We start from the raw sequence: 18,824 nt of genomic DNA, 5'->3' as shown, positions 1-18,824 counted from the left end.
AATTATCACATAGCGCAAGTCTATACTCAAGCGTTTGCGTATAGGTTATTAGTCTAATTTGTTATATATGTTTGATTATATTGTTAATTCATTCTGCGGAGACTGAGGATTGCTATGTCATCTGCTACATGTTCTGGTGCACGGAATGATTGATTTTGCAAATGATAGACCAATTGTGAGAACTGTTCATTCAAACCACCCGAGAATGGTTCAAGGGCACCATCAGAACAAATAATAAACCGCGCATGCTTAGTTAAGGTACATTGAAACTCTTCAACCTCTAAGTCTTCGGTGAGTCCTAAAGGAAAACTGCTGGTATTCAAAACACGAGGGGCTTGGTTGGGTTCAAAAATAATGGGGGGAGGGTAATGCCCTGCACTTGACCATTTTAAAGCATGTGTTTCTAGATTTAGAATGCCAGCCAACATTGTGATATGTTTTTCAATATTTTCTTGAACCAGCATACCATTGAGTTTTTTAATCAATTCTCTTGGTGTTTTCGAGCGACCATGAAAGGCAGCCATCCAAGATGTCAGTAAAGAGCTGGTTACCCCATGACCCGATACATCGGCCAAATAGAACATGATTTCTTTATCACTGATTTTCCAGTAATCATACCAGTCACCAGACAAATACGCAGAAGGCTGGAAAAGCGTCTCAACTTTATAGTTTTGTAGTTCAATTGGATTTGGAAGAAGTTTTTTTTGTAGTTCTGCGGCAGAAGGTAAATCACGGCTATCTTGATTACGTTTATATTGCGCATCAATTTTTAATAAAGAATCTTCAAGATTGGCGGGAAGCTTGGTCCAGATCCAACCCGCAAGGGCGCCAAGCTCCCATGCTTGGGAAAGTTCGCTTCCTTCATTTTCTTGCGCAATCACAATGGTAGGCAAAGTCCATTGGTACTGTAAAAAATCGTGGACGTCTGCAATTGCAATAATTGTTGGATCATAACGATGAATGTCTTCAATGGTAATCATCTGCAAGCTAGGAAGCGTATCTAATACTTGTTCTAAGCTTGAAATTTGGCGACTGGGTTGAATGAAATACATAGAAGAAATGAATGATCCTTAATCGGTATAAAAGCATTATCCAGTAGATTTACTATAGATGACACCACAATGCTAGTAAAACCATATGAATTACTAGCAAATAAGTTTAACAAAATATTGTGATTATTTGTCTGCGTTTGTATCAGCAGGACTATTGCTATCATCCTCGTCATCATCTACAAACGCCACAGCTTCCTGTCCACGGCCTTTTTTCTCAGCGATTTGGAATGCTAAACGTTGTAAATAGATATCGCGAATTGCTGAGTAACGATCACCTTGCAATACACTTTCCACATCTAGAAGTTTAGAACGAGTATTAATCCCACCTAATGCACGGTTACCCCAGATTAAACCCGTTTGATGGTTGTTATCCATTGGATAGGTAAGCGGATTAGCATAACCTTCAGCAACATAATCAACTGAGTGACGAAGTGTGCTTGGCCCTAAGATAGGCAGCATGACATAAGGACCACTTGGAATACCGTAGTAACCTAATGTGGTACCTAAGCTTTCTTCTTCAGTTGCTAAACCTAAGCGAGTTGCAGGATCAGCTAAACCTAAAGAGCTGACGGTGTTAATGGTAAAACGACCTAGAGACTTGGCTGCACGACTAAAACGCCCTTGAGCAAGTTGGTTGACTGCATTCCATGGTTCACTTAAGTTTTTACGAAATAAACTATATGAAGAACGTACATCACCAGGCACTTTTGCTTTGTACTGAACAGCAATAGGTCGAGCAACATTACGGTCGATCATGTCATTAAACGCATAAATTTCACGGTTCAATGGTTGTAGTGGATCTTTTACAGCATCTGGTTGAGCTGCATTGGCATTCACTTTTAAGTCATTTTTTGTGATGTTTTTAAGCTCTCTAAGGGCTTCAATTCTTGGGTGTTTAGAAGCTGCTTCGTTTTCTAGTACCGAAGAATTCTCTTGAGACGACTTATCATCTGAATCAGAGTTTGTAGAAACAGCATTGTCCGAATTCTCTTGAGCAGATAATTCGTCTTGAGCAAATACATGGCTAGTCAGACCAATGCTAAGTAAACAAGCCCAAAGTACATGATAAGGACGCATAGAATTCCTTGAAATATTCTTAAAGTAAAAGTAGTCGATAATGATATAGCTATATTAAAGACTTCATAATCGTATTCTAACAGTAGTTATTGCATATGTATTAAAGCAAATTTGATTAAAAAGTGTGAATAAATATGATAAACGAACATTATTTGTTCGAACAATTAAAATAATTAAAAAAAGGGGTTGTGTTGGGAATGGAATGCTGTAGAATGCACATCCATCGGCGGTGATGTTAAATAAAACTTCTGATAAATCAGGCACTTGATTAAGTTGTTAAGATTTCGAATTGAGATTTTAAGATGAGGTTAGGGTTGGGTTTGTTAGAAAAAATAATTAACATTATAGATTGACTTTTTAGAGATAGAGAGTAGTATAGCCGACCTAGCTTGATGCTGACGAAGCATTGAGAAGATCATTAAGAGAATATGAAGAACAACTTGTGTGGATTTTTACTGATTGATTGATCGAAATATTATCATTGATTGATTGGTTTAAATTACTCGAAGTTTATTTGAGAGAATTTGTCAGTACATTGATGAGCCAGAATTGTGACCTTAAGTCACTAATGATTTTTAACTGAAGAGTTTGATCATGGCTCAGATTGAACGCTGGCGGCAGGCTTAACACATGCAAGTCGAGCGGGGGAGATTGCTTCGGTAATTGACCTAGCGGCGGACGGGTGAGTAATACTTAGGAATCTGCCTATTAATGGGGGACAACATCTCGAAAGGGATGCTAATACCGCATACGCCCTACGGGGGAAAGCAGGGGATCACTTGTGACCTTGCGTTAATAGATGAGCCTAAGTCGGATTAGCTAGTTGGTGGGGTAAAGGCCTACCAAGGCGACGATCTGTAGCGGGTCTGAGAGGATGATCCGCCACACTGGGACTGAGACACGGCCCAGACTCCTACGGGAGGCAGCAGTGGGGAATATTGGACAATGGGGGGAACCCTGATCCAGCCATGCCGCGTGTGTGAAGAAGGCCTTATGGTTGTAAAGCACTTTAAGCGAGGAGGAGGCTCTTCTAGTTAATACCTAGGATGAGTGGACGTTACTCGCAGAATAAGCACCGGCTAACTCTGTGCCAGCAGCCGCGGTAATACAGAGGGTGCGAGCGTTAATCGGATTTACTGGGCGTAAAGCGTGCGTAGGCGGCTTTTTAAGTCGGATGTGAAATCCCCGAGCTTAACTTGGGAATTGCATTCGATACTGGGAAGCTAGAGTATGGGAGAGGATGGTAGAATTCCAGGTGTAGCGGTGAAATGCGTAGAGATCTGGAGGAATACCGATGGCGAAGGCAGCCATCTGGCCTAATACTGACGCTGAGGTACGAAAGCATGGGGAGCAAACAGGATTAGATACCCTGGTAGTCCATGCCGTAAACGATGTCTACTAGCCGTTGGGGCCTTTGAGGCTTTAGTGGCGCAGCTAACGCGATAAGTAGACCGCCTGGGGAGTACGGTCGCAAGACTAAAACTCAAATGAATTGACGGGGGCCCGCACAAGCGGTGGAGCATGTGGTTTAATTCGATGCAACGCGAAGAACCTTACCTGGTCTTGACATAGTAAGAACTTTCCAGAGATGGATTGGTGCCTTCGGGAACTTACATACAGGTGCTGCATGGCTGTCGTCAGCTCGTGTCGTGAGATGTTGGGTTAAGTCCCGCAACGAGCGCAACCCTTTTCCTTATTTGCCAGCACTTCGGGTGGGAACTTTAAGGATACTGCCAGTGACAAACTGGAGGAAGGCGGGGACGACGTCAAGTCATCATGGCCCTTACGACCAGGGCTACACACGTGCTACAATGGTCGGTACAAAGGGTTGCTACCTAGCGATAGGATGCTAATCTCAAAAAGCCGATCGTAGTCCGGATTGGAGTCTGCAACTCGACTCCATGAAGTCGGAATCGCTAGTAATCGCGGATCAGAATGCCGCGGTGAATACGTTCCCGGGCCTTGTACACACCGCCCGTCACACCATGGGAGTTTGTTGCACCAGAAGTAGGTAGTCTAACCGTAAGGAGGACGCTTACCACGGTGTGGCCGATGACTGGGGTGAAGTCGTAACAAGGTAGCCGTAGGGGAACCTGCGGCTGGATCACCTCCTTAACGAAAGATTGACGATTGGTAAGAATCCACAACAAGTTGTTCTTCATTGATGTATCTGAGGGTCTGTAGCTCAGTTGGTTAGAGCACACGCTTGATAAGCGTGGGGTCACAAGTTCAAGTCTTGTCAGACCCACCAAGTCTACTGAACACAGAAGAGCAGATATATTAAGATCTTAAGCTGGGGACTTAGCTTAGTTGGTAGAGCGCCTGCTTTGCACGCAGGAGGTCAACGGTTCGACTCCGTTAGTCTCCACCACTAATTACAGACTAAGTGATTACAGAACTTAGTAAGCCGATAGCTTATTAAGTTCTGTGATTTATCACAGTTAACTACTCGCTGACGAGGCGGTAGTGAATCATTAACAGAATATATTTGAGTTGAAATAATTGTTTAACTCGTTTTAGTTGATGTTAGCAAGCAATTGTTAATATTGAATGAAATGAGAACTAGCGATAAAACTGAATCAAGCGTTTTGGTATATGAATTAAATTGAAGCTGTATAGTGATTAAATTCACAGGCAACAAATAGAAGTGGTTGAATCCACATTGTTGATCCTCCTTGTAGGGATTAGCGACTGTTTGGGGTTGTATAGTCAAGTAATTAAGTGCATGTGGTGGATGCCTTGGCAGTCAGAGGCGATGAAAGACGTAATAGCCTGCGATAAGCTTCGGGGAGGCGGCAAATATCCTGTGATCCGGAGATTTCTGAATGGGGAAACCCACTTACCATAAGGTAGGTATCGCATGATGAATACATAGTCATGCGAGGCGAACGAGGGGAAGTGAAACATCTCAGTACCCTTAGGAAAAGAAATCAATTGAGATTCCCTCAGTAGCGGCGAGCGAACGGGGATCAGCCCATTAAGTTATATGTGTTTTAGCGGAAAGCTCTGGGAAGTGCTACCGTAGAGGGTGATAGTCCCGTACACGAAAGGGCACATATAATGATGACGAGTAGGGCGAGGCACGTGAAACCTTGTCTGAATATGGGGGGACCATCCTCCAAGGCTAAATACTCCTGACTGACCGATAGTGAACCAGTACCGTGAGGGAAAGGCGAAAAGAACCCCTGTGAGGGGAGTGAAATAGATCCTGAAACCGCATGCATACAAGCAGTGGGAGCCGACTTGTTCGGTGACTGCGTACCTTTTGTATAATGGGTCAGCGACTTATATTCAGTAGCAAGGTTAACCGTATAGGGGAGCCGTAGAGAAATCGAGTCTTAATAGGGCGTTTAGTTGCTGGGTATAGACCCGAAACCGGGTGATCTATCCATGAGCAGGTTGAAGGTTGGGTAACACTAACTGGAGGACCGAACCCACTGTCGTTGAAAAGCCAGGGGATGACTTGTGGATAGGGGTGAAAGGCTAATCAAACTCGGTGATAGCTGGTTCTCCCCGAAAGCTATTTAGGTAGCGCCTCGGACGAATACCATAGGGGGTAGAGCACTGTTTCGGCTAGGGGGTCATCCCGACTTACCAAACCGATGCAAACTCCGAATACCTATGAGTACTATCCGGGAGACAGACTGCGGGTGCTAACGTCCGTAGTCAAGAGGAAAACAATCCAGACCGCCAGCTAAGGCCCCAAAATTATAGTTAAGTGGGAAACGATGTGGGAAGGCATAGACAGCTAGGAGGTTGGCTTAGAAGCAGCCACCCTTTAAAGAAAGCGTAATAGCTCACTAGTCGAGTCGGCCTGCGCGGAAGATGTAACGGGGCTAAAACTATATGCCGAAGCTGCGGATGTATACTTAGTATACGTGGTAGGGGAGCGTTCTGTAAGCCGATGAAGGTGTATTGAGAAGTATGCTGGAGGTATCAGAAGTGCGAATGCTGACGTGAGTAACGACAATGCGAGTGAAAAACTCGCACGCTGAAAGACCAAGGGTTCCAGTCCAACGTTAATCGGGGCTGGGTGAGTCGACCCCTAAGGCGAGGCCGAGAGGCGTAGTCGATGGGAAATTGGTTAATATTCCAATACTTCTGTGTAATGCGATGAGAGGACGGAGAAAGTTAAGTCAGCCTGGCGTTGGTTGTCCAGGTGAAAGGCAGTAGGCATGCATCTTAGGCAAATCCGGGGTGCTCTATGCTGAGAGCTGATAGCAAGCTAGTTTACTAGCGAAGTGGCTGATACTATGCTTCCAGGAAAAGTCTCTAAGCTTCAGTTACACAGGAATCGTACCCGAAACCGACACAGGTGGTCAGGTCGAGTAGACCAAAGCGCTTGAGAGAACTCTGCTGAAGGAACTAGGCAAAATGGTACCGTAACTTCGGGAGAAGGTACGCTGCTGACGGTGATAGGACTTGCTCCTTGAGCTATTGGCAGCCACAGAAACCAGGCCCCTGCAACTGTTTATTAAAAACATAGCACTCTGCAAACACGAAAGTGGACGTATAGGGTGTGATGCCTGCCCGGTGCTGGAAGGTTAATTGATGGGGTTAGCGTAAGCGAAGCTCTTGATCGAAGCCCCAGTAAACGGCGGCCGTAACTATAACGGTCCTAAGGTAGCGAAATTCCTTGTCGGGTAAGTTCCGACCTGCACGAATGGCATAATGATGGGGGCGCTGTCTCCAGCAGAGACTCAGTGAAATCGAATTCGCCGTGAAGATGCGGTGTACCCGCGGCTAGACGGAAAGACCCCGTGAACCTTTACTGCAGCTTGACATTGAACTTTGATCTTACTTGTGTAGGATAGGTGGGAGGCTTTGAAGTAGTGACGCCAGTTGCTATGGAGCCATCCTTGAAATACCACCCTGGTAATATTGAGGTTCTAACTCTGTCCCGTTATCCGGGACGAGGACCATGTCTGGTGGGTAGTTTGACTGGGGCGGTCTCCTCCTAAAGAGTAACGGAGGAGTACGAAGGTGCGCTCAGCGTGGTCGGAAATCACGCGTAGAGTATAAAGGCAAAAGCGCGCTTAACTGCGAGACCCACAAGTCGAGCAGGTACGAAAGTAGGTCTTAGTGATCCGGTGGTTCTGTATGGAAGGGCCATCGCTCAACGGATAAAAGGTACTCTGGGGATAACAGGCTGATACCGCCCAAGAGTTCATATCGACGGCGGTGTTTGGCACCTCGATGTCGGCTCATCTCATCCTGGGGCTGAAGCAGGTCCCAAGGGTATGGCTGTTCGCCATTTAAAGAGGTACGCGAGCTGGGTTTAGAACGTCGTGAGACAGTTCGGTCCCTATCTACCGTGGGCGTTGGAAATTTGAGAGGATCTGCTCCTAGTACGAGAGGACCAGAGTGGACGAACCTCTGGTGTACCGGTTGTGACGCCAGTCGCATCGCCGGGTAGCTATGTTCGGAAGGGATAACCGCTGAAAGCATCTAAGCGGGAAGCCTACCTCAAGATAAGATTTCCCTAGGACTTTATGTCCTCTAAAGAGCCGTTGAAGACTACGACGTTGATAGGTTGGATGTGGAAGTGCGGTGACGCATGAAGCTGACCAATACTAATTGCTCGTGAGGCTTGACTATACAACACCCAAGCAGTTGTATACGAAGCATCATTTGATTCATAAAAGATCAAACATACTTGATTTAGTTGTAAAGCTAGTTAAAATATTCAACTCAAATGTTCTGTTAAACTCATTTGGTACGAAGTAAGGCATTTAAATAAGACCCGAACAAGTCCATAACAGTTTGCTGGCGACAATAGCAAGAGTGAACCACCTGATCCCTTCCCGAACTCAGAAGTGAAACCTCTTAGCGCTGATGGTAGTGTGGGGTTACCCATGTGAGAGTAAGTCATCGCCAGCTTTTAAATCTAAAACACCCCGGTCTCTAACGAGAACGGGGTGTTTTTTTATGCGTATTATTTTTAAGTGTTTTATTATTTTTAAAGACATAAATATAAAATCTAGACCAAGAATTTTTTATCATTAAATGATAAATTAATTGCTTTACCTAACATGAAAAAAATATAGGAATATAAAAAATGTCAGAATACACCTTGCCGCATTTTGGAACACTGAAATTAGAATCCCTAGAAGAATATTATCAAGTGGATATTGAGCTTAATGGCAAAGCCGTTCAAGTTGATTTAAATTTTGAAGCGAACACTTTGGACGTAGAAACTTTTCAACGAATTAAGTCTTTTATTGAAAATATAGAAAAATTTGATCAAAAAAACCAAGATTATATTCAGCAAGATCTTGAAAATGAAAAGGAAGGGACTGTTAAAGAATATGTGGATTTTCATATTGAAGAATTAGGAGATGATTTCTTAGAAAAAATTGGGATTGCTAATCCAATAGACAAAGCACAGCAGTTTTTAACCAAATTATATTTAACAAGAGTTGGGCTTTATCCAGATGGAAAGTATGATACATCGTATTTTGCTGTCTTTGATTACACTACAAATAGAGAGTTAACTGATCAGTTAATCGTCGTTAAAACAGATCATTACGGTAATTTGGATCATTTAAGTTGGGAAAGCTAACGATGCAGTGAAGTGAAGCAACGGTATTGAACAGTCTATAGATTTTAAAACAATGTAGGTATAAAAAAGAAAACCCCATCACGATGACGGGGGCTTCATATTGATGCGTTAGATCTAGCTTTTGTTAAATTTCACACCTTATCTTTAAAGTTTCAATCCAGCAAACTCATGACATCATCTTCAGATAATTTCACTTCATTTTCATGATCGATACTCAGAATAGATTTGGCAAGATCAGCTTTATTTTTCTGTAAGGCTAAAATCTTTTCTTCAATACTCTGGTTGGTAATCAACTTATAAACAAATACAGGTTTATCTTGACCAATACGCCATGCACGATCAGACGCTTGATCTTCAGCCGCTGGGTTCCACCAAGGATCATAATGAATCACAGTATCAGCAGCAGTGAGATTAAGCCCAACACCGCCTGCCTTTAAACTGATGAGGAAAACAGGAATATCACCTGCTTGGAATGCCGTGATCACTTCATCACGTTTCTTGGTTTGTCCAGTAAGTTTTACATTTCGAATATTTAAGGTTTTTAAATGCTCTTCAATGAGTTGTAGCATCGTGGTGAATTGAGAGAAGATTAAAATCTTACGTCCTTCCTCAACCATATCTTGAACCATTTCCAATAAATGATCTAATTTTGCTGATTCAACATTTTGATTTTTGATTTGATCCAGTTGTAAAAGGCTTGGATGACAGCAAACTTGTCGAAGTTTAAGTAATGCACTTAAAATTTGAATCTGACTACGATGGAAGCCTTTAGCTGCAATCAACTCACGAATATTCTTTTGCATTGTTGCACGAACAGCTTCGTAGAGCTTAGATTGCTGTTCATTCATATCAATATTGACTTCAATCGTGGTTTTTTCAGGAAGCTCTTTCGCCACCTCTGTTTTTAAACGACGCAACATAAACGGTTTAATACGAGAAATGAGTTTGGTTTTAACCTGAAGATCTGCATATTTCTCGATAGGATTGCGATATTTTTTATTAAACAATTCCTGACTATATAAAAAACCAGGCATTAAGAAATGGAACAATGACCATAACTCACCCAAATGGTTTTCCATCGGCGTACCAGTTAAGCATAGACGATGTTTTGCTTTGATTTGTCGTACAACTTGAGAGGCTTTGGCACGTGGATTTTTAATGTTTTGTGCTTCATCCAAAATCAATAAATGATATTGATAAGGCAGTAAAAACTCTTCATCACGGCCCAAAAGTGGGTAGGTACTGAGCACAATATCTACATTTTTAATCTCTTGAAAATGCTCAACTCGATCATGCCCTTGTAAGACCAAAACTTTTAATTCAGGAGTGAACTTCTCAGCTTCTTTACGCCAGTTATGCATTAAAGATGTTGGTGCAATAATCAAGGCAGGTCGTTGATTTAATCTGCCTGCTTGCTTTTCTAATAGAATATGTGCAAGTGTTTGTGCGGTTTTACCGAGTCCCATATCATCTGCAAGGATACCACCATGTTCAGTTTCACGTAAAAACTGTAGCCATGCTAAACCTTGTTGTTGATATGGGCGTAGTTCGCCTTGGAAACCTTGTGGTGTACAGATTTGATCTTGATAACTATTTTGAAGCTTTTCAGCAAATATTTTCAGGCGTTCGTTGGTGCGCCAAGGCATGCCCAAATGATGCTGTAAGTCTAAGAATTGAGCGGCATCGTATTGATCTAATGTTGCAGATTCAGGATGTCGTAAAATTTCTTTTAAATAGATCAGGATGGGCTTAATTTCTTGATTTCTAAGTGCCAGTTGTGTTTGAGCTTCTCTTAAATGAACAATTAAGAAGCTGTCACTGTCCATTTTTTCAATATAGTCATCTTCTAAAAGATGTGGATTATGCTGTATCGCATAGCCAAGAAGATCAATCAGGTTATAGGTGTTGCCATTCATATCCTGAATCGTCGCACCGACATTAAACCAGTCTTGTTTTTTTTCAGATTCATTTAATGAGAGTTGCAGGTTTTGTGTTGCACTTAAATTGAACTGACTATCTAGGGTATGTTCAACTTTCCAGCCAAGACCTTCGATTTTATTTTCAGGAACCAGTTGCTCAACCCAAGCCATGGGATCTGCATACACAATTGAGTTTTCAGTGATGTCATCAAAAGCAGGGCGTTTGCTCTTTGGTAGCTTGCTAATCCGTTGCATGGATTTAACTGAATGAATTAATTCATCAATATGTTTCTTTTCAGCAACTAAGTCGCGTTGTTGGCGAACTGCTTTTTCATCAATATTGATAATGAAGCTGTCATCAGGGAAACCCGCTTTAATTCGTCCAGCTGAGTATTCAAATTCAATTTCAGCAATTGCATAATGATGCATATGACCAAGACGATCATATTGCGGATGTGTTCCAAAACGTAAAATAGGTGTGGGTTTGCCTTTTAATATTTCTATACTTTGTGTAAATGGCGCTTGAGGTAAATCTTCAAAAAATGCATAGGGTTGAATCACTTGCTCAAATTCAGCCATTAATTCCACAGGCATTTGTGGCATATTCAGCAATTCTTCGATCATTTCACTAGAATATAACGACTCAAGTACACCGACTTGGTTTTTAAGGGTATCGAGATAACTTAATGGATGAGAATGAATAATATAAATTTGTTCAGCATGGTCAGGTGAAATTTCTAGATGATTTTCATCAAAAAATTGTGCCTTGAGTTTTTCTGTTTGCTGTTCTGTACGCGTTTGCCAGTTGAATTCAATTTTATAAGATTGATCAGACCATGTTAAAGGTAATCTTTGTACATCTAGTGCAAAACAAGCGCTACTTTGAATAGCCGTTCTTAGATGTTCTTGATAGATTCCTGAAATATCCCATGACGCTGGATAAAAATGAACATCGCTAAAATTTAGCTTAGCGAAAAAGTACAAATGACTAAAGATTTTCTTTTCTTCTTTACTCACTTTAAGACGTTCATTTAATACATTGTCATAGCTGGTGTAGAGTGCAGTATCTCTAATTTTTCCATCTTTGTTACGCCGAACTTTAAAAACACTCAGTTGTAATTTGGCGGTGTTAGTTTTTGGTTGGAAAATATAAATAAGTTGGTGCTGTACTGGCGTTTCAGTACGTTGAACTTGTGCCAATTGTTGTTTAAATTGAGCGAGCCAAGCTTTTGCCGTGGTGTGGGTAGAGCTATTTGTTGTGGTTTGAGCTTGGTCTAATGGGTTTAGTTTTTGACGAGCAACTGGGTTGGAAAGTTGTTGATCATAAAAATAACGTGCAAGTGCAGCCGAATGCTTACAATCGTAACCAACAGGGCAACTACAGTCAGTATCCACAATTTTATTTGTTAAAGGATTATAGATAACAGCCGTTTCATAATAATCCGTTCCCTGAATTTGAGCTTCGATGACTAAATTATCCCGATCAGGGTAGACCTCTAAGGATTTTAGATCAATTTTTTTGACATAACTCAAGCTTCTTTGAATGGTTGCAGGGTTAAAACGTGATAAAAATTGATTCAATGTCGCCATTATTTATAGAGCTAAAAATTAAAAGGAAATTACTAACAGTGTAACGGATTTTTGAGCATGAATCTGAAATTAATATAGGAGTTTTGATCAAAAATGACATGTTTTTAAATACAAATTGATCGTTTCTGCAACTTTAAATTAAATAAAATCTGTCAGTATAAGTTTTTCAAAATAATGCTGGGAAGCAAATCAAGATGAAGCATAATCCAATTTACTATACAGATCAGCATTTTGCATTTGCAGATTCCATTCGAAAGTTTGTTCAAAAAGAATTAATGCCACATATTAATCAATGGGAAGAGGCAGAAACCTTTCCAAAAGAACTTTATAAAAAAGCCGCAGATATTGGCTTATTGGGGATAGGTTTTGACGAAAACTATGGGGGAATTCCAGAAACCGATGCTTTTCATGTGTTGTTGTCTTCGATTGAGTTAGCCAAAACAGGTTCAGGTGGTCTATGTGCTTCCTTATTGTCACATTCGATTGGCGCGCCTCCAATCAACCATTTTGCTTCAGATGAGATTAAACAAACTGTACTGACTCAAATCTTGGCAGGCGAAAAAGTTTCAGCGTTGGCGATTACTGAACCTACGGGTGGTTCTGATGTGGCAGCACTTAAAACCAAAGCTGTACGGGATGGTCAAGACTATATTGTTAGTGGCGAAAAAACCTTTATTACATCGGGCATTCGTGCGGATTATTATACCGTTGCGGTACGTACAGATCCTGATGCTAAAGGCCCGAATGGTATCTCGATGTTATTGATTGATGCACATAGTGACGGCATAAGCAAATCAAAACTCGATAAAATGGGATGGTGGGCTTCGGATACGGCTCATCTCCATTTTGATCAGGTTCGTGTTCCTGCAAGCAATTTGTTGGGTGCAGAAAATATGGGTTTCCTTGTGATTATGAATAACTTCAATATGGAGCGTTTTTTCCTTGCTGCCAGTAGTTATGGTTTTGCATTAACCTGTTATGAAGAAGCATTGGAATGGGCACGAGAACGAAAAACCTTTGGTAAACGTTTAGTTGATCATCAAGTGGTTCGGCATAAATTAGTTGATATGGCGACTCGCTTAACCACAACACTTGCTTTGTTGGAGGATACTGCTTATCGCTTAGGGAAGCCTGAAATGCAGGGCAATGAGTTAATTGCACAAATCTGTATGCTTAAAAATGTGGCCACTCAAACCATGCAGTTTTGTGCAGATGCAGCTGTACAAACTTTAGGGGGCATGGGCTTTATGCGAGGTACCAAGTCTGAACGGATTTACCGTGATGTTAAAGTCAATATGATTGGTGGTGGAGCAGAAGAAATTATGAAAGACCTCGCGAGTCGTCAATTGGGCTATTAGAATATCGAGAATGGATTAAACTAGAACTGTACACAATAAATCGCAATAAAAATAAGCAGGGAACAACAAGATATGGATCATTTAAATAACCCGATTTACTACACCGCTGAGCATCGTGTATTTGCAGACAGTGTGAAGAAATTTGTTGAAAAAGAGATTTCTCCTTTTGTGAATGAATGGGATGAGGCTGAAACTTTTCCTCGTGCGCTTTATCAAAAGGCTGCTGCAATTGGTCTATTGGGCTTAGGCTTTGATGATGAGCATGGGGGAATCTCAGATGCAGATGCATTTCATGTGTTCTTAGCAGCAGTTGAAACAGCCAAAGCTGGCTCTGGTGGTGTACATATTTCTTTGATGATTCATACCATAGGTACACCTCCCATTCATCATTTTGCCCAGCCACATATTCGTGACAAGGTGATGCCACAAATTATTTCAGGTGAAAAAATTTCTGCACTTGCGATTACCGAACCAAGCGGCGGTTCTGATGTTGCTGCACTACAAACCAAAGCAATCCGCGAAGGTGATTTTTATTTGGTGAGTGGTGAAAAAACCTTTATTACTTCAGGTATGCGCGCAGATTATTATACGGTTGCAGTGAGAACCGATCATGAAAATAAAGGTGCAAATGGTATTTCGATGTTATTGGTTGATGCACACAGTTCTGGCATTACTAAATCACCTTTAAAAAAAATGGGCTGGTGGGCATCGGATACTGCTCATTTGCATTTTGACCAAGTCAAAGTTCCTGTCGAAAATCTTCTTGGTGAAGAAAATGCTGGGTTTAAGGTCATTATGAAAAACTTCAATATGGAACGCTTTTGGTTGGCTTCTATGGCCTATGGTTATGCCTTGGTCTGTTATCAAGAGGCTTTAGAATGGTCTAAAGCGCGTAAGACTTTTGGAAAACGCTTAGTTGATCATCAAGTAGTACGTCATAAGTTAGTTGATATGGCGACGCGTTTAACCTCAACACGCGCATTATTGGAAGATACTGCTTATCGTATGGGGCAAGTTGAACTACAGGGCAGTGATTTAATTGCCCAAATTTGTATGTCAAAAAATGTCGCAACCCAAACTATGCAGTTCTGTGCAGATGCAGCAGTGCAAACCTTGGGGGGGATGGGCTTTATGCGAGGGACTAAATCTGAGCGTATTTATCGTGAAGTCAAAGTAAATATGATTGGTGGTGGTGCTGAGGAAATCATGAAAGATTTGATTAGTAAGCAGTTGGGGTTTTAATGAGGCATTTTTAAGTGATAAAAGCTTACAATGCTGCTTTCTGTAAAAAATAACCATAGGTGCGCTATAGACCTATTGGTTATTATCAACTTAAGGAGTTCTTATGAAAGTAACAAAGACTTTTCAATCAGGACAGAGTCAGGCCGTTCTTTTACCTACGGCATTTCATTTTAAGGGCAAAGCAGTTGTGGTTAAACACTTTGGTAATGGTGTTTTGCTATTACCTTTAAATAATCCTTGGGAAATTATGCAAGAGGCTGTGTTTGAGTTTGAAGATAGTTTTTTTGCTTGAGCGGGAAGATCAAGGTACTTAAAGTTGAGAAAAATTGTTGTGAATTCTCAAAAGTTTTCACTTTTAGAACAACTCAATGCCTAAATCTAATGCTGCTCTTATTGTGTGATTTTTAGATGATTCCGAAGTTTAATTTTACGTAGATATGGCGTTATTCTCCAACAAAGATTGTAAGCTGAATTTCCACATGCCCAATAACAAATGGTCGTTGCATGAATGTCTAGATTGTCTTGTAAAACTTGAAGAATCGTCATCCATTGTTGATCTGAGCCTAGTATTTTCGATGATTCCTCAAACGATTGTAAAAGTGTTTCCATAAGTGCAAATTTTTCGTCATCGTTAAGTTCATTTGAAAGATAAGCATGCATAAATTCATCAATACGACTCGGATCTGCAACTTCATATTCCCAATCTTGCATATAAGGATCAGTAGGTAAATTGAAACGTTGAGCTAATGCGTTAATTGCCGAAGCTGTAATGTACCGTTGAGGGTATATTTTATAAATTATTTCTGTCTGTTTTATCATGCAAGCAAATGTTAAGTTATTTCGGTTCTATAGAACTTAGAACAAGTGAAGCTGAGAAATCAACCATTGCTTGTCAATCTTCGGCCCAATCCTCATTAATTATCGCCCAACGTTGATGATCCATCCATTGCTGACCACCAATCCGCAAATATTGTCGAGAAAAGCCTTCCTGAATAAAGCCAGCACCCGCAACAAGGCGAATGGAAGCAGTATTCTCAGGTTGTATATTTGCCTCTAAACGATGCAAATTTAAAACATGGAATGCTTCATTCAACAATAAATTGATGCCTAAACGCATGTAGCCATGTCCTTGAAAAGGCTCAAAAACCTCATAACCTAAATAAGCAGAATGAAAATAACCGCGAATGATATTGGAAATGTTAAAGGTACCTATAATTTGATGGGTTTCAGTCAGACAAAGGAAATATCTGCCTTCTTGTTGTAGGTAATGTTGAAAATCATTAGGAGGATATGTCCAAGGATGATGAAGTATTTGGCTTTTTTTATAGGCCTTTTCGATTTCTTCAAGATCTGAAATGTTGGGCTTGCGAAGATAAACTGTGCTCATTTCAAAGCCATTTCCAAAACGATTTCAGTCAGTTCATCTAAGCTCATTTTACCATTGGGATTATACCAAGTGACGGTCCAAGCAATCGCACCGCCCAGCAAACGGCGCCAAATAAAAGCATCATGCTGAACTTTACCGAGGTCACGTAATTTTTCAATCACAGCGAACCAGATGTCCTCATAATCATTTCGCAGTTTAAGGAGTTCTTCTTGCCGTTGTTTTGACAATGCAAACCATTCATAAACTAAAACAGCCATGGCTGAACCCGTATCTCCTGTAATCGAAATTAACTCAGCTTTGATTAAGTGTTTTAACTGTTGTTCAGCATCATCCGATTTTTGGATCGCATCAAGCATACGGGCATGATTGTAAATAATGGTTTCATGCATGACATGGGCAAGAATATCATCCTTGCTTTTAAAATGATGAAACAAACTACCTGATTGAATTCCAATAAAATTTGCTAACTCACGAACTGTGGTTTTGGCATAACCTTGCTTATGAAATAAATAGGCAGCACCAAGTAATAAACGACCTTTAGGGCTGTCATCAAAACATGCGATTGGTTGGATATCATCGATTGAGTGAGCAATCATCGGATCATTTTTTCCATAAAGTTAAGCAAATTATTCATTGTTAGAAACGCGTTTTAACACATTTGCCAATTCAGGATAACATTTTGCTCTTTACAAACCAAGCGCTTGCTTGGTAGATTGGAGTATAAATTTTATTCAGAACAATGAAAACAAGATAGGTGTGAAAATGGAAGATCAGCGTATTGTAAAAATTGGATGTGCTTCAGGTTTCTGGGGGGACACCAATACTGCAGCATTTCAGTTGGTACATTTGTCTGACATCAATTATTTGGTTTTTGATTACCTTTCAGAAATTACCATGTCTATCATGGCAAAAGCGATGATGACCAATCCACAACATGGTTATGCTTTGGATTTTGTCAGTCGGGTGATGACACCGCTGCTTAAAAAAATCAGTGATAAAAAAATAAAAGTGATTAGCAATGCTGGTGGTGTCAATCCATTGGCATGTCGTGATGCCTTACAGAAAGTGCTTGCAGCACAAGGATTGGATTTAAAAATTGCAGTGGTATTAGGGGATGACCTATTGCCACAACAAGCCGAATTAAAAACACAAAATATTAAAGAAATGTTTAGTGGCGAAGATTTACCCAGCCAATTGGCCAGTTGTAACGCATATCTAGGAGCTGTTCCAATTCGAGACGCACTTGATCAAGGTGCAGATATTGTCATCACTGGGCGAGTGGTGGATTCAGCTGTGGTGCTTGCACCTTTGTTGCATGAATATCAATGGTCCTTAGAGGATTATGACAAGCTATCCCAAGGTTCTTTAGCAGGGCATATCATTGAGTGTGGTGCACAATGTACAGGTGGCAATTTCACGGATTGGCGCTTAGTACAAGGCTTTGACAATATGGGGTTTCCAATTGTTGAAGTGAAAGCAGATGCATCATTTATTGTAACTAAACCCAAAGGAACCGGTGGACTGGTTTCGGTTGCAACTGTTGCTGAACAAGTTGTCTATGAAATTGGCAATCCGCAAGCATATTTACTGCCTGATGTCACTGCAGATTTTAGCCAAGTGAAATTAGAACAAGTGGGTGAGGATCGAGTTTTAGTGACTGGTGCAAAAGGTAGAGCACCGACACAACAATATAAAGTCAGTGCAACCTATCCCGATGGTTATCGTGTTTTGGTGAGCTTCCTGATTGCAGGACGCGAAGCCCCTGAAAAAGCCCAAGTCATTGCAGATGCGATATTAAATAAGTGTGAGCGTGTTTTAGCATTACGTTCAGTTCCGCCATTCTCAGAAAAATCAGTTGAAATATTGGGTATTGAAAGTACCTATGGCGCAAATGCGCAGCAGATTAATAGTCGAGAAGTAGTTGTCAAAATCGCTGTAAAGCACATGTTTAAAGAAGCATGTATGTTCTTTGCTTCTGAAATTGCCCAAGCATCTACCGGAATGGCACCTGCATTGGCTGGAATTGTTGGGGGGCGTCCCAAAGCTTCCCCTGTGATTAAGTTGTTCTCATTTTTAGTGGATAAATCAAAACTAAGTGTTGCGATTGATATCAATGGTCAGCGTCAAAATATACAGATTCCATCAGGTTGCTCAGATCAATCTTTTGATGCTGTTGCAGTGGGTGAGGTTGCTCAATTTACGGGGCAGGAGATTGAAGTTCCTTTAGTTGAAATTGCCCATGCTCGGAGCGGTGATAAAGGCAATCACAGTAATATTGGAGTGATCGCACGTCAGCCTGAATATCTACCCTGGATTCGCGCCAATTTGACTGAAGAAAAGGTCAAAGAATATATGCAGCATGTTTTAGACCCTGAAAAGTCTAAAGTGATTCGTTATGAAATCACGGGATTTAATGCCTTAAATTTTATGCTTGAAAACGCATTAGGTGGTGGAGGAATTGCCAGTTTACGTATTGATCCACAAGGTAAAGCTTTTGCACAGCAGCTTTTAGATATGTCAGTCAAAATTCCAGCGAGTTTAAAGTCCCTCTAATCCTTCTTTAAGAAAGTAGGGGGAATTCGTCGCTTTTTAAAAGGGAGCTTGGAGTGGTATTTAAGCAAGTTAAACGACAACAAT

Annotated in this window: 11 protein-coding genes, 2 tRNA genes and 3 rRNA genes; 10 read left to right on the top strand and 6 right to left on the bottom strand. The window is 41.0% G+C overall.

Annotated elements, in window-relative coordinates:
* Positions 1-83: 83 nt before the first annotated feature.
* The gene (gigA, locus tag AC4CUY_RS17810) at positions 84-1,052 is read right to left on the bottom strand and encodes an RsbU family protein phosphatase GigA (RefSeq protein ID WP_419327636.1); all 969 of its coding nucleotides are present in this window, start codon (positions 1,050-1,052) and stop codon (positions 84-86) included.
* Positions 1,053-1,175: 123 nt separating this feature from the next.
* Positions 1,176-2,129 carry an MlaA family lipoprotein gene (locus AC4CUY_RS17805; RefSeq protein ID WP_336953599.1) on the bottom strand — a complete coding sequence of 318 codons (954 nt, stop codon included), beginning with the start codon at positions 2,127-2,129 and terminating at the stop codon, positions 1,176-1,178.
* A gap of 576 nt (positions 2,130-2,705) precedes the next feature.
* On the opposite strand from AC4CUY_RS17805, the gene AC4CUY_RS17800 reads away from it, so the two are divergent.
* The 6 genes from AC4CUY_RS17800 to AC4CUY_RS17775 all read left to right on the top strand — a co-directional run bounded on the left by AC4CUY_RS17800 (position 2,706) and on the right by AC4CUY_RS17775 (position 8,691).
* A 16S ribosomal RNA gene (locus tag AC4CUY_RS17800) occupies positions 2,706-4,244 on the top strand.
* 59 nt (positions 4,245-4,303) lie between these two features.
* Positions 4,304-4,380: transfer RNA gene (locus tag AC4CUY_RS17795), tRNA-Ile, on the top strand.
* 44 nt (positions 4,381-4,424) lie between these two features.
* Positions 4,425-4,500 (top strand) — tRNA-Ala (locus AC4CUY_RS17790).
* Between the two features lie 336 nt (positions 4,501-4,836).
* A 23S ribosomal RNA gene (locus tag AC4CUY_RS17785) occupies positions 4,837-7,727 on the top strand.
* Between the two features lie 167 nt (positions 7,728-7,894).
* A 5S ribosomal RNA gene (gene rrf / locus AC4CUY_RS17780) occupies positions 7,895-8,009 on the top strand.
* The 16S, 23S and 5S rRNA genes sit together here with 2 tRNA genes alongside, the layout of an rRNA operon.
* Before the next feature lie 178 nt (positions 8,010-8,187).
* Positions 8,188-8,691 (top strand): DUF2004 domain-containing protein, encoded by a 504-nt coding sequence (locus AC4CUY_RS17775; RefSeq protein ID WP_336954292.1) that lies wholly within the window; start codon positions 8,188-8,190, stop codon positions 8,689-8,691.
* Positions 8,692-8,843: 152 nt separating this feature from the next.
* Here AC4CUY_RS17775 and AC4CUY_RS17770 read toward each other — a convergent pair whose 3' ends face one another.
* Complete coding sequence (locus AC4CUY_RS17770; RefSeq protein ID WP_490774522.1) at positions 8,844-12,200, bottom strand: DEAD/DEAH box helicase; 3,357 nt, start codon at positions 12,198-12,200, stop codon at positions 8,844-8,846.
* Between the two features lie 194 nt (positions 12,201-12,394).
* Here AC4CUY_RS17770 and AC4CUY_RS17765 point away from each other — a divergent pair, with 194 nt between their 5' ends.
* The 3 genes from AC4CUY_RS17765 to AC4CUY_RS17755 all read left to right on the top strand — a co-directional run bounded on the left by AC4CUY_RS17765 (position 12,395) and on the right by AC4CUY_RS17755 (position 15,092).
* The gene (locus tag AC4CUY_RS17765) at positions 12,395-13,558 is read left to right on the top strand and encodes an acyl-CoA dehydrogenase family protein (RefSeq protein ID WP_336954295.1); all 1,164 of its coding nucleotides are present in this window, start codon (positions 12,395-12,397) and stop codon (positions 13,556-13,558) included.
* 72 nt (positions 13,559-13,630) lie between these two features.
* Complete coding sequence (locus tag AC4CUY_RS17760) at positions 13,631-14,800, top strand: acyl-CoA dehydrogenase family protein (RefSeq protein WP_490774521.1); 1,170 nt, start codon at positions 13,631-13,633, stop codon at positions 14,798-14,800.
* A 103-nt stretch (positions 14,801-14,903) separates the two neighbouring features.
* Complete coding sequence (locus AC4CUY_RS17755; protein WP_419360614.1) at positions 14,904-15,092, top strand: antitoxin; 189 nt, start codon at positions 14,904-14,906, stop codon at positions 15,090-15,092.
* Positions 15,093-15,190: 98 nt separating this feature from the next.
* Here AC4CUY_RS17755 and AC4CUY_RS17750 read toward each other — a convergent pair whose 3' ends face one another.
* From AC4CUY_RS17750 to AC4CUY_RS17740, 3 genes are all read right to left on the bottom strand, one after another.
* On the bottom strand, positions 15,191-15,619 hold the full coding sequence (locus tag AC4CUY_RS17750; protein WP_056515678.1) for a hypothetical protein: 429 nt from the start codon (positions 15,617-15,619) through the stop codon (positions 15,191-15,193).
* A 73-nt stretch (positions 15,620-15,692) separates the two neighbouring features.
* Positions 15,693-16,187, bottom strand: a complete 495-nt coding sequence (locus tag AC4CUY_RS17745; RefSeq protein WP_419360618.1) for a GNAT family N-acetyltransferase — start codon at positions 16,185-16,187, stop codon at positions 15,693-15,695.
* A complete protein-coding gene (locus tag AC4CUY_RS17740; protein WP_336954300.1) occupies positions 16,184-16,783 on the bottom strand; it encodes a TetR/AcrR family transcriptional regulator in 600 nt (199 codons plus the stop codon). Before AC4CUY_RS17740 ends, AC4CUY_RS17745 begins: the two co-directional genes overlap by 4 nt.
* 166 nt (positions 16,784-16,949) lie before the next feature.
* On the opposite strand from AC4CUY_RS17740, the gene AC4CUY_RS17735 reads away from it, so the two are divergent.
* Positions 16,950-18,740, top strand: coding sequence for an acyclic terpene utilization AtuA family protein (locus AC4CUY_RS17735; protein ID WP_490774520.1), 1,791 nt, complete (start codon positions 16,950-16,952; stop codon positions 18,738-18,740).
* Positions 18,741-18,824: the final 84 nt, after the last annotated feature.

Source organism: Acinetobacter sp. 778_lipA, from assembly GCF_058242985.1.
The sequence above is the reverse complement of the archived record's forward strand: the minus strand, read 5'-3'. Positions and strand labels throughout refer to the sequence as shown.

Coding starts and splice junctions, on each gene's coding strand:
- AC4CUY_RS17750 (WP_056515678.1), bottom strand. CDS start 15,619: ATGATAAAACAGACAGAAATAATTTATAAAATATACCCTCAACGGTAC.
- AC4CUY_RS17760 (WP_490774521.1), top strand. CDS start 13,631: ATGGATCATTTAAATAACCCGATTTACTACACCGCTGAGCATCGTGTA.
- AC4CUY_RS17735 (WP_490774520.1), top strand. CDS start 16,950: ATGGAAGATCAGCGTATTGTAAAAATTGGATGTGCTTCAGGTTTCTGG.
- AC4CUY_RS17740 (WP_336954300.1), bottom strand. CDS start 16,783: ATGATTGCTCACTCAATCGATGATATCCAACCAATCGCATGTTTTGAT.
- gigA (WP_419327636.1), bottom strand. CDS start 1,052: ATGTATTTCATTCAACCCAGTCGCCAAATTTCAAGCTTAGAACAAGTA.
- AC4CUY_RS17755 (WP_419360614.1), top strand. CDS start 14,904: ATGAAAGTAACAAAGACTTTTCAATCAGGACAGAGTCAGGCCGTTCTT.
- AC4CUY_RS17745 (WP_419360618.1), bottom strand. CDS start 16,187: ATGAGCACAGTTTATCTTCGCAAGCCCAACATTTCAGATCTTGAAGAA.
- AC4CUY_RS17805 (WP_336953599.1), bottom strand. CDS start 2,129: ATGCGTCCTTATCATGTACTTTGGGCTTGTTTACTTAGCATTGGTCTG.
- AC4CUY_RS17765 (WP_336954295.1), top strand. CDS start 12,395: ATGAAGCATAATCCAATTTACTATACAGATCAGCATTTTGCATTTGCA.
- AC4CUY_RS17770 (WP_490774522.1), bottom strand. CDS start 12,200: ATGGCGACATTGAATCAATTTTTATCACGTTTTAACCCTGCAACCATT.
- AC4CUY_RS17775 (WP_336954292.1), top strand. CDS start 8,188: ATGTCAGAATACACCTTGCCGCATTTTGGAACACTGAAATTAGAATCC.